This window comes from Mucilaginibacter sp. (assembly GCF_025362475.1).
In the GTDB taxonomy this organism is placed as follows: Bacteria; Bacteroidota; Bacteroidia; order Sphingobacteriales; family Sphingobacteriaceae; genus Mucilaginibacter.
This window is the reverse complement of sequence record NZ_JANYGH010000063.1, coordinates 99,703-111,214: the sequence shown is the minus strand read 5'-3', so window position 1 is coordinate 111,214 and position 11,512 is coordinate 99,703. Positions and strand designations below refer to the sequence as shown.

Annotated in this window: 12 protein-coding genes and 1 tRNA gene; 3 read left to right on the top strand and 10 right to left on the bottom strand. The window is 39.2% G+C overall.

Features of this window, described 5'->3' with window-relative positions:
* The 4 genes from Q0R88_RS21890 to thrS all read right to left on the bottom strand — a co-directional run.
* A partial coding sequence (locus Q0R88_RS21890) for a 50S ribosomal protein L20 (RefSeq protein WP_295720457.1) occupies positions 1-167 on the bottom strand: 167 nt, incomplete at its 3' end.
* 78 nt (positions 168-245) lie between these two features.
* A complete protein-coding gene (gene rpmI, locus Q0R88_RS21885; protein ID WP_295720451.1) occupies positions 246-446 on the bottom strand; it encodes a 50S ribosomal protein L35 in 201 nt (66 codons plus the stop codon).
* Positions 447-564: 118 nt separating this feature from the next.
* On the bottom strand, positions 565-1,131 hold the full coding sequence (gene infC / locus Q0R88_RS21880) for a translation initiation factor IF-3 (protein ID WP_090647343.1): 567 nt from the start codon (positions 1,129-1,131) through the stop codon (positions 565-567).
* Between the two features lies 1 nt (position 1,132).
* Positions 1,133-3,058 carry a threonine--tRNA ligase gene (gene thrS / locus Q0R88_RS21875; RefSeq protein WP_295720443.1) on the bottom strand — a complete coding sequence of 642 codons (1,926 nt, stop codon included), beginning with the start codon at positions 3,056-3,058 and terminating at the stop codon, positions 1,133-1,135.
* Between the two features lie 184 nt (positions 3,059-3,242).
* On the opposite strand from thrS, the gene Q0R88_RS21870 reads away from it, so the two are divergent.
* A complete protein-coding gene (locus Q0R88_RS21870; protein WP_295720441.1) occupies positions 3,243-3,701 on the top strand; it encodes a hypothetical protein in 459 nt (152 codons plus the stop codon).
* A gap of 33 nt (positions 3,702-3,734) precedes the next feature.
* Here Q0R88_RS21870 and Q0R88_RS21865 read toward each other — a convergent pair whose 3' ends face one another.
* The 5 genes from Q0R88_RS21865 to Q0R88_RS21845 form a co-directional block, all read right to left on the bottom strand.
* On the bottom strand, positions 3,735-4,463 hold the full coding sequence (locus tag Q0R88_RS21865) for a (Fe-S)-binding protein (protein WP_295720439.1): 729 nt from the start codon (positions 4,461-4,463) through the stop codon (positions 3,735-3,737).
* A 9-nt stretch (positions 4,464-4,472) separates the two neighbouring features.
* Complete coding sequence (locus Q0R88_RS21860) at positions 4,473-5,792, bottom strand: MFS transporter (protein ID WP_295720437.1); 1,320 nt, start codon at positions 5,790-5,792, stop codon at positions 4,473-4,475.
* Positions 5,793-6,059: 267 nt separating this feature from the next.
* The gene (locus tag Q0R88_RS21855) at positions 6,060-8,528 is read right to left on the bottom strand and encodes a DUF4965 domain-containing protein (RefSeq protein WP_295720434.1); all 2,469 of its coding nucleotides are present in this window, start codon (positions 8,526-8,528) and stop codon (positions 6,060-6,062) included.
* A 280-nt stretch (positions 8,529-8,808) separates the two neighbouring features.
* Positions 8,809-9,270 (bottom strand): DUF4268 domain-containing protein, encoded by a 462-nt coding sequence (locus tag Q0R88_RS21850; RefSeq protein ID WP_295720432.1) that lies wholly within the window; start codon positions 9,268-9,270, stop codon positions 8,809-8,811.
* 36 nt (positions 9,271-9,306) lie between these two features.
* On the bottom strand, positions 9,307-9,648 hold the full coding sequence (locus Q0R88_RS21845; RefSeq protein WP_295720430.1) for a hypothetical protein: 342 nt from the start codon (positions 9,646-9,648) through the stop codon (positions 9,307-9,309).
* A 123-nt stretch (positions 9,649-9,771) separates the two neighbouring features.
* Here Q0R88_RS21845 and Q0R88_RS21840 point away from each other — a divergent pair, with 123 nt between their 5' ends.
* Together Q0R88_RS21840 and Q0R88_RS21835 are read left to right on the top strand one after the other, a co-directional pair.
* Entirely contained in the window at positions 9,772-10,242 is a 471-nt protein-coding gene (locus Q0R88_RS21840) for a GNAT family N-acetyltransferase (protein WP_295720426.1), read from the top strand.
* A gap of 143 nt (positions 10,243-10,385) precedes the next feature.
* A tRNA-Leu gene (locus Q0R88_RS21835) sits at positions 10,386-10,467 on the top strand.
* Between the two features lie 61 nt (positions 10,468-10,528).
* Here the strand turns inward: Q0R88_RS21835 and Q0R88_RS21830 are convergent.
* A complete protein-coding gene (locus Q0R88_RS21830; protein WP_295720423.1) occupies positions 10,529-11,296 on the bottom strand; it encodes an NADAR family protein in 768 nt (255 codons plus the stop codon).
* Positions 11,297-11,512: the final 216 nt, after the last annotated feature.

The following is an 11,512-nucleotide window of genomic DNA, read 5'->3' as shown; positions in this document are numbered from 1 at the left end:
TCTCTTTTCTTGGTTTTACGGTCACGATAAGCGTACTGTAAACCTTTTTCAACTGTATTTTTTGCAACGGTATAAACCTTGCTGCGTGAACCCCAATAACCTTTGGCGAGGTTCATGATCCTTTTTCTGCGTCTTCTCGACGCTACTGCGTTAACTGAACGTGGCATGTTGTTTGATTTTGGTAGTGAGTGCCTGCCTTTAAAGCCGAACTTAAAACTCTAATACCTGGTTAAAAAAATTGTGAATTACTTTCCGATGCAAAGCATACGTTTAACATTTCCCATATCAGCTTTAGATACTAAGCTGGTATGACCAAGGTTACGCTTACGTTTAGTCGACATCTTAGTTAAGATGTGGCTTTTGAAAGCATTCTTCCGTGTGATTTTACCGGTTCCAGTAAGCTTAAAACGCTTTTTTGCACTGGAATTGGTTTTCATTTTTGGCATAACTATTATTTAATTGTTTGTTTAACTTACAAATGTGCAACCCTGCAGATCTGTAAATACCTTTATATAAGATAGTACTGATGTATAACTCTGAAATTACACATCAGTACATCTGAAATTATTTTTTTGCAGCTTTGGGTGCAAGGGTTAAAAACATCCTTTTACCTTCTAGCTTTGGTAGTTGTTCAACTTTACCTACATCTTCCAATGCCTGTGCAAAACGAAGCAGTAATATCTCACCCTGCTCTTTGTAAACAATTGCGCGGCCCTTAAAGTGTACGTAAGCCCTTACTTTTTCGCCGGCTTCCAAAAATTTAATAGCATGCTTTAATTTAAATTCAAAGTCATGATCATCAGTGTTCGGGCCAAAGCGAATCTCTTTAATAACAGTTTGCTTGGCATTACTTTTTATCTCCTTAAGCTTTTTCTTTTGCTCGTAAATAAACTTGTTATAGTCAGTTACTTTACAAACCGGCGGTACAGCGTTCGGAGATATTTCAACAAGATCTAATTCCTGCTCTTGCGCTATAGCAAGGGCATCTCTTAATGAAAAAATTCCTTGCTCTACGTTGTCACCTACAAGGCGAACTTCCTGAGCCCTAATGAATTGGTTGATGTTGTGTTCAGCTTCTTTTTTCTTAAAAGGAAGCCTTGGTCCTCTATTGAAAGGTTTGTTTAATGCCAAGTTATACTTTTATTTCTTTAATTATTTGTTCTTTAAAATCTTCTATGCTCATACTTCCCAAGTCACCCTGACCATGTTTCCTAACAGAAACCATGCCTTCGGCAGCTTCCTTTTCGCCCACAATCAACATATAAGGGATCTTTTTGACTTCAGCATCGCGTATTTTACGCCCTATCTTCTCGTCTCTGAAATCAATCAGCCCGCAAATATCGGAATCTTTTAACACATCAGAAAGTTTTTTTGCATATTCCTCGTATTTTTCTGATATCGGAAGAATAATAAATTGCTCCGGAGATAACCACAATGGGAAATTACCTGCGCAATGCTCAATTAATACTGCGATGAAGCGTTCCATAGAGCCAAACGGCGCCCTGTGAATCATTACCGGGCGATGTTTTAAATTATCACTACCAGTGTATTCCAGTTCAAAACGCTCAGGCAGGTTATAATCAACCTGTATGGTTCCCAATTGCCATTTACGACCAAGGGCATCCCTCACCATAAAATCAAGCTTAGGGCCATAAAATGCAGCCTCACCCAATTCAACAACGGTGGTCAAACCCTTTTCAGCAGCAGCCTCAATAATAGCGGATTCTGCCAAAGCCCAGTTTTCATCAGTACCGATGTATTTGGCTTTGTTTTCAGGATCACGTAAGGAAACCTGCGCAGTATAGTTATCAAAACCAAGCGCCTTAAATACATATAGTACAAGGTCGATTACTTTTTTAAACTCATCCTTCACCTGGTCCGGGCGACAAAACAAGTGTGCATCATCCTGTGTAAAGCCGCGTACACGAGTTAAGCCGTGCAGCTCGCCGCTTTGTTCATAACGGTATACGGTACCAAACTCAGCCAAACGAACAGGAAGATCTTTGTACGAGCGTGGTTTTGTTTTATATATCTCGCAGTGGTGCGGGCAGTTCATTGGTTTTAAAAAGAACTCCTCTCCCTCCTGCGGGGTTTTTATAGGCTGAAATGAATCGGCGCCATATTTCTCATAGTGGCCAGATGTTACATACAGATTTTTATGACCGATGTGTGGTGTAATTACCTGCTCGTAACCAGCTTTTACTTGTGCTTTTTGAAGGAAGTTTTGCAAACGCTCACGTAAGGCTGTTCCTTTAGGCAACCATAATGGTAAACCCATGCCCACTTTTTCCGAAAAAGCAAACAATTCCAATTCCTTACCCAATTTCCTGTGATCGCGCTTTTTAGCCTCTTCGATCATATGCAGGTATTCTGTAAGCTCGCTGGCTTTAGGGAATGTAACACCGTAAATACGGGTAAGCTGCCTGCGTGTTTCATCACCGCGCCAGTAGGCCCCGGCAACACTCATCAGCTTTACAGCTTTTATGAACCCTGTGTTGGGGATATGAGGCCCACGGCACAGATCGGTAAAGTTTCCTTGTGTATAAAAAGTGATAGCGCCATCCGGAAGATCCTTGATCAGATCCAGTTTGTACTCATCATCTTTTTCGGTAAAGTACTCGATAGCATCTGCCTTGCTAACCGGTTTACGAATGTACTCGGCCTTGGTTTTGGCAAGCTCAATAACCTTGTCTTCAATCTTCTTGAACTCATCTGATGAAAATTCACGATCGCCAAAGTCAACATCGTAATAAAAGCCTGTTTCAATAGCGGGGCCGATACCAAACTTAGTACCCGGGTAAAGGGCCTCTAAAGCCTCTGCTAATAAGTGGGCTGATGAATGCCAGAAAGTTGATTTACCTAAAGCATCGTTCCAGGTTAAAAGTTTAACGTGCGAATCCTGCTCAATTGGGCGACTTGCGTCCCAAACCTGGCCATCAACTTCGGCTGCTAATACATTGCGTGCTAATCCTTCGGAGATCGACTGCGCGATCTGCATAGAAGTAATTCCTTTATCGTATTCACGAACGGAACCATCTGGAAGTGTAATACTAATCATCTACAACTATGATTTAAATTTTAATAAAATTACGTTTTGTGATCACCTACGGGAGTGATCATTTATTTGAGGTGCAAAAATAGGATTTTATTTTTGATTTCAGATTGCGAATGTTCGATTTCGGATTTGAATGCAAACTGGTTTTAACAATTTTAAAACAATATATTTGATTGAATAGCCAAATATGAGAGGAAAAAAAGAACCATTATACAGAAAGGAAAATAAAGTTTCTTTAAATAATAAGTACAACGTTGTTACAGGTGGCGAATTTAGGTACCAACGACATACGAAGGCTTTTTTGAAAGATGATACACCTCACGGCCCCATGATTAGTGGTCGTTTTGGTTATGATTATACGCCTCTATTTAAATTCCTGTTGTCAAAAGTGGGAAAAGAATGGGATTTGGTATATAGCGAAGCTAAATCCCGCCTGGACAAGGAAGATCCCATTTTCTGGCTTGTTGCAGTGCACTCTCATCAAAAAAGAGATACAGTGAGATGTGGAGATAGTTCATATTATTCCGGACTATTTGTTGATGAAAATGGCTGTCTTCAAAAAGTTAATCCAGATGCTGATTTACACCACATTAAGACGTACTGGAATGAAACATTAAGTTTTAACGGAGAGGTATTGCCTCGCTAAATTTAATAAACGACACGAGTAAAGAGATATCCATCAAACATTCCCCCACCCTAAGGCTAATACATCGGCCAGGTGGATAGTTTTTATAGGCAGACTGTTTTTATCAATATAGCTTTGCAGGTGCATCAGGCAAGAGGCATCTGTTGAAATAATGTATTCGGCGCCTGCGGCCAATGCGTTATCAACTTTTTGCTGCGCCATTGCAGTTGAAATAGCCTCGAATTTAACGGCAAATGTTCCGCCGAAACCGCAGCAGGTTTCATTATCTTTTAGTTCGAGCAATTCTAAACCCAGTACTTTAGAAAGCAGCTGGCGTGGCTCGTTTCTTATCTTGCACTCGCGCAGGGCGGCACAGCTATCATGATAAACAGCCTTACCATCCAATTCAGCACCGAAGTAATCAAATTGAAGGATATTTACCAGAAAATCTGATAATTCATAGATATTTCCCTGTATTGCCCGGCATTTGTTATGTACCGCGGTATTGGTAAACAGATCATTATAATAATTTTTCACCATGCCGGTACATGATGCCGAGGGCGTAACAATAACACTATCTTCCGAAAAATCATTCAAAAATTTACTCCCAATGGCTTTTGCATCATCCCAAAAACCAGCATTAAACGCCGGTTGACCACAGCAGGTTTGGTTTGGGTTAAAACTCACTTTGCAGCCCGCCTTTTCCAATACCTTTACGGTATTAAAAGCAGTATCAGGAAATAATTGATCTACAAAACATGGTACAAACAGCTCTATCTTCATCGGCACAAATTATTCGGCGCTAAAGTCAGCATTTTTTTGAATGCTTTTTTCAGCTTTTAACAAAGAAAACAATAATATTAATCCAATAATAAAAAAACCGCATAATGCCAGTGTCGAATTGCGCATGCTACCGGTTATCTCTTCTATAAAAGCAAAACTGAACATACCTCCTACTATCGCCAGTTTTTCGGTAACGTCATAAAAACTGAAGAAAGAGGCAGTATCCGGTATATTCTCGGGTAAATATTTAGAATAAGTGGAACGTGACATAGACTGAATACCTCCCATAATTAAGCCAACAATAATAGCAAGCCCATAAAATTGCGGAATGGTGGTTACAAAATACGCCGCTATACATGCCGCTACCCAAATAATTACCACCAATATTAAAACTTTTACGTTACCATAAATAGCCGACAAGCGCGACATTAGTGTAGCACCGCCTATGGCAACTATTTGTATGATCAGGATAATTTCTATCAAACCGCTTGTTTCCATCTTTAGCACTTTGGCGCCAAAGCCGGCGGCAACCAGCATAATAGTTTGCACCCCCATAGAATAAAAGAAAAATGCGGGTAAAAATCGCTTTAACAAGGGCATGGTTTTAACCTTAGCCCAAACCTTAGCTAATTCGATAAAACCGCCTTTAATAATGTTGTGTTGGTGGGTTTCTGCATTGGGACTACCTTTTGGCAATACGATGAAAGGAATATATGCAAAACCTATCCACCAGATACCAACCAGAAGAAATGAAAGCTGTGCTGCGCCACCGCTGGTTAATCCAAAGGTTTTAGGCGAAAGCACAAAAACAAGACATATTATCTGTAAAATAACACTCCCGATATATCCGTAAGTAAATCCTTTAGCGCTTACTTTATCCTGCATATCAATGGTAGCAATTTCTGGCAAATAAGAATTGTAAAAAACAAAACCTCCGCTATAACCGATAGCCGCAAGCGCAAAACAAATTATTCCAAACTCCAGGTTATTGGGTCCGAAGAAAAACAGCCCGCAGCATGACATGGAGCCCAGCCACGTAAAAAATTGCATAAAAATCTTTTTGTTGCCCCTATAATCTGCAATTGAAGATAGTATGGGTAACAGTAAAACCATTATCATGTAAGCAACTGCCAGCGCGTAATTTGATAATGCCGTATTAATAAAGCTTTTACCGAAAAACATTACCCTATCGCCATTTTTAGCATTTGAGGTGATAGCTACATAATAGGCCGGGAAAATTGTTGAAGTGATGACCAGGTTATAGGCCGAGTTGGCCCAATCGAAAAAAGCCCAGGCACGGATGGTTTTCTTGTTGTTTTTGGTTTCCATTGACACAATAAAAGTATAGAAAAAGATTTAACATACAAGAGCGAATAATAAGAGTCAAGAATCAAGATATAAGAATCAAGAGACAAGACACATTGCCCTTGCAAAAAAAATGTCATTGAGAGGTACGCAGCAATCGTGAACTATGCAAGCATTCTGCACAGTTCACGATTGCCGCGCTGCCCTCTCAATGACATGAGGATACAAGATTCGGTCTTAATTCTTGTATCTTAATTCTTGACTCTTCAATATTTATTCTATTCCCTAACTCTACTTAACATCAGGTCTCCATTTTTCCTGTAGCAGCTTTATAAAATAGCCCCCTACCACACTGCGCGCCTGGAAACCTACCTGCTTGCCGTCGGTGGTTTCGTGCCAGTCGCTTAATGGTACATGGGTCGGTGTTTCCATCGCGTATTTATATATAGGAGCAGCAAGAGTCTTAAAATCGTCCTGATTTTTGGCTAAAGTAGCAGTCCAAAGGATCCAGTCGCTTTTAGTGTAGGTTTTTCGACTATCTAAAGGCAAACCAAATTCATTTTGTTTGGTCAGATAAAATTTGATCTCACGATCGTAAACAGATTGCGGGAAAAGGTTTAATCCTAAAATCTTATCCCAAACGATATTGTATTTCTGGCTCCAGGTTTCAGGTTTATCAAACACCAATGAATAATGATCACCTGCATCGGCCATTTTCATCCATTTAGTTACCATTTCTTTAGCCATAGCCTGGTATTTAGCAGCCACTGCTTTTTCACCTAACAGATCGGCAAGGTGGGCATAGCAACCGATACCCACAATTGCTTTAGCAGATAAGTTAGCATTGCGTGCAAGGTGACCCGCAAAGTCATCGGTGCAAAGCTGATTAGCGGGATCAAGTCCTTCACGACTCAGGTAATTGGCCCAATCTGTTAACACCTTCCAATGTTTTTTGGCATAAGCCGGGTTGTTGCCATTGGCTTTAACTATGGCAGCAGTAAGCGCCAGCATATTGCCCGATTCCTCAACCGGCATACCTTCACCATAAGTTTGCCCGTTGGCTATAGGATAAGTACCCAGATCATGTGCGGCAAAATCATGAGGAAACTTCCCGGTTTCACTAAAGTAGAAAATTCCATTCAGCATCCCTTCCATCAGGCTTGGGTTATAAATCAGGAACAAAGGCGCAGATGGGTATGTTACATCCACGGTATTGATTGATCCATTACTAAAGTTTTCTTTAGATAAAAACAGGATCTCGCCCTGCGGGCTTTTTACTAACGTATGCGCTGATATGGCCTGGCGATAAGCCAGCACACATAGCTTTGCATATTTGTCGCCACCAGCTTTTTCGGCATCATTATATACCGAACTGTTAAAGGCAGTGCAGCTTTTTAACACCGCTGGATAATCAACTGCGGCTTTGGCTAAGGCCTGCTCAATGGTTTTAATTTGAGCGGTTTTCCACCATGGTTTTAAATTGGCATGAAAATACTGTACCGGGGTAATATCATCATAACCCAGCTCAATAAATTTACTTACAGCAGTTTTACCAACCATGCCAAGAGATAGTACGGTATTTAAAACCAGGTTGGTACCCTCTTTTGCAGTTGATTTACCATCACCTTTAAAAAATGAATTAACCCCTTCACTTTCGGTGCTTACATATTGCAGAGCACCAAATGTTTTGGGAACCGCCACATACATATATCCCCAGTCTATCCTCAAATCATCTCCCCTTTTTTGCAGGATAGGCTGCTCAACGGTACCGGCTTTTAAAATAGACAAAGTACTCGTTGCATATTTTTGAGTGGTCATCGCCTGGTTTGGTGTATTGCGGGCAACATCAGTTGATGCGCCAAAATAAACCTCCACATTATGCGCTTTACCAGTACTTGATTTTACGCTATAAGTAATATAAGATACCGGCCTTGACAATAAAGCTAAGTTGTTCATCAATAAAGGCGATGTGAATGTAACCTTCAGATCCACATCACCACATTTAAAGTAATAAATGGTTTGTGTTGCATTGATGGTAACTCCGGTTTGTTTTGCAGCCTGCAGCTCAGCATGATCTGTTGGCTTTAGCTCATCAGCAAAGCCGGCATCAAGCGCTCCGCCTCCGCCTGTGTTGGTACAATGCAAAGCAAGTACATTTTCGCCCTCCTTTAATTTTTCAACTACATCATCCTTAAGGGTGATCATCTGCAGATCGCCATTAGCGCCGCTGCTCACATTTATTTTTTCGCCATTCAGATACACTTCCGCCTCATCATCATGATGTAGCTTAAGATAAAGCTTATTAATAGCAGTTTTATGAAAAGTAAAGGTTCTCCTTACCCAAATATCCCGGCCCTTCCAAATGGTATTGCCCATTGCTTTATCATCACTGAAGGGCGCGGTGCCGGTTTTCCAGGCGGTGTCATCAAATTTTGTATCAGCCCAATTTTGTGTTGGTTGGGTTTCTGTGTATTTACAGATGTATGGTTTTTCGTCGGCAGCAGGAACAACAGTTTTATAGGTTGCCGGCTCTTTACCCATGAAACGATACACATCACCGTCAACTTTTATCAAGCCAAGTAATGATTGATTTTTACCTGTCCAGTGCCTGGTAGTTGATTCATTTAATTTATCAGAAAATGACCAGATACTAAAGTAAGGATTATGTGTTATCAGTGGATAAGCCGGGGCTTGAGTATCCTGCGCCCTTGCTAAAAAAACAATAAGTGCAAAAAATACGGTTAATGGAAACCTTTTCATGTGTTTTAGTAAGATTTATAATGTAGATATATAATTATTATCGGTAAATATTTGCTTTTCTTTTCAATTAATAAACGGTTTTAAAAAAAAGCGTCAAATAGACGATTAATTGATACGAATTGTAGAAAGATGGGCAGATTTTAGATGAGCAGATGAAGGATTAATGTGCAGATATGCAAATTTCAGATGTGCAGATTATGAAAGCAAATTCTGTTAATTCTTTAATTCTAAAAATTCTGGTTCAGACAATTCTCACATCTGCACATCTGAAATCTGCACATCACTTGAATATATCAAAGCTGTAATTTGCTGTGCTCCAGAAATCATCAAGGGCAATAATGCGGGGCTTGAAGAATGAGATAAGCGCGGGCCAGTCTTTTTGGTTAAAAACACTTACGTTGGGTAAGGTTTTAATAATGCGGCTTACGGTTTTATTATTTTCATCGGTAGTGTGTAATTGCCAGTCCCACTCCTCCTCAATACTTGAATTGAGTACAGCTTTGAGCTCTTTAAACTGTTCAAATACCAATTCCTGGATGCCGGTATCAGGATGAGCGATCTCAATGGCGATAAAAGCTGAACGGTTATCGGCCTGCATCTTAAAGCTAAGGTGCTTTATGCCCGTTTTATAGTTTATCCAGTTTATTTTTAAACCCTCTGCTGACGGATGCGGAGCAATGTATTGGCCAAAGGCCGTCCAGAATGCCTGTTTAATTTGTGATGCCTGATCGCGGGAGTACAATAGTCTTTATTTAAAATGAGCAGGCAAATTTATGGATTATTTTGCGTTTTGTATAAACTCAACAATTTGATGCTGTTCATTCGGCGATAACGAACCGCCTGTGTATTCCCATTTCAACTTATTGCTATTATAAGTTAGCCTGCCCAAAAAATCCGGATTCTTTGCATCATCAACCAAAGGGTAGCTTTCCCCAATTTCGGGGGCTATTTCCTGCATCTCTAACAGGCGGGCTTCGCCATGGTCGTTACCTTTATATAAGGCATACACACCTGTAAAGTTAAGATGATTATTTGCGGCCTGGGTTAGCACAGGTTCAATAATGATATTTATTGTTGTACCGTTGTCTTTTTTAATATAATAGTTTACTGTATTAGTCATAGCCGAAGGTTCTTGATATTTGAATATTACAAGTGAGTTTTGAAATTGTTCATGGAATTAATAATTTGATTTTTTAACACTCAAAAATCCTTAGATTTAATTACCAATTAACTTAATTATTTTATGATGGAATTTAATATAGATGATCTTATTATCCGGCGACTTGGATCTGATGATGTGATGATTGCAGAACAGCTTATCCAGCTATTTAAGGATATTTTTGAAGCTAACGATCTGATACCCGCCAAACCATCTTATTTAAAAACACTGCTGCGGAAGCATGAATTTATTTGTCTTGCAGCAATCTATAAAAACAAAGTAATAGGTGGTTTAACGGCTTATGAACTACCGATGTACTACTCAGAATATACCGACCTTTTTATTTATGATATTGCAGTTGCCCCCAACTTGCACAGGCTGGGTATTGGTAATAAATTACTTCAGGCTATAAAAGCGTGGGGAGGACAAAATTATATACGCGAAATATTTGTTGATGCCAATGAAGAGGATAAACATTCCCTGGATTTTTACCGTGCTGCAGAAGGGTTTGAAGAAAAAATTTCGCAATTTACCTTTAAAGTGAATAAACATTAGCCCTTGATGATGTATGTTACATACTTAATAAACACCTTCAATTAAATTAATAGCAAAGAAATGAGGCAGATAGATAAAAAACTAAAATTATATTTTATAGTTTATCTTAAAACGCTATCTTTGCGACCTGTTAAAATCCTAATGCGGAAGTGGCGTAATTGGTAGCCGCACCAGACTTAGGATCTGGCGCCGCGAGGCGTGGGGGTTCGAGTCCCTTCTTCCGCACAACAGTTTAAAAAGCCGTTAACTTAATAAGTTGGCGGCTTTTTTGTTTTAAATAATTGAGTTATGAATCGTAGAAATTATTCCATTTATACGGTATTGGATTGGATAGCCTGAAAATAATCTGATCTCTTTCAGAAAGCGTATCATAATATTCCCCAAACTGATGTATCATATCTTCACCATTTCCCATACGCCAAAATAAATCGTGTGGGTCAATCTCAGGATACGATTTACATGGCGGAGTCACCGTGCTTTTTATATAATCAAAGCAGTCAAACTTTGTGAGAAAATCTCTTACCTCCATCAATGCAAAACCCAGTAAGTTTTGGCCGTTCCAAAAATAGGGATTATCAATGTGCTCAGTATCTTTAGATAAACCAATGCCCCATATTTTATCGATCGGGCTTGCTTCAACCAATATCCGGTCTTTTGTATTTATCAAAAAATCAGCAAATTGAGGATGTTGGTTAAACTTATGAATGTTACCATTTACAACAATAGCATATCGGTTTGTGGCCCAAATCTGCTCATCAAATCCTAATATCTGTCTTCCCAATTCTTTTGCTTCACCAGGGCTTTTGGCACTGATTATTTTTTGATAAGTATTTATATCGTTAAATAAAAGGGCTTTATTAGCCATCATCCAATGCTCTGCAGTTTGATAATTTATGCCATCAACTGTAAATGTTAGTTCAAACCATTGGCTAAAACAAAATTTTCCAACTTGTTCTTTTAATGTATTTGAGTGTCCCCAGAAAAATAAGAATTTCAGTATTTCACCCTGGTCAAATTTATCGGTAAGCCATTCTAAGTTGTAGTAGTATGTCATTATTCTTTATAACCCTGATGTTTCTCAAACTTAATTATTTTCTTAATGACATTCAAAATATCTTCAGGGTGTTCTATTGTAGTCCCTCCTTCCGCACATTTAAAAAAGCCGTTAATTTAATAAGTTGGCCGCGTTTGAATTTCGCCTCGTACTAATCGGAAACCACCTTATTTAAAAATAAAAAAATATTTAAATATATATATAACTTTATGGCAT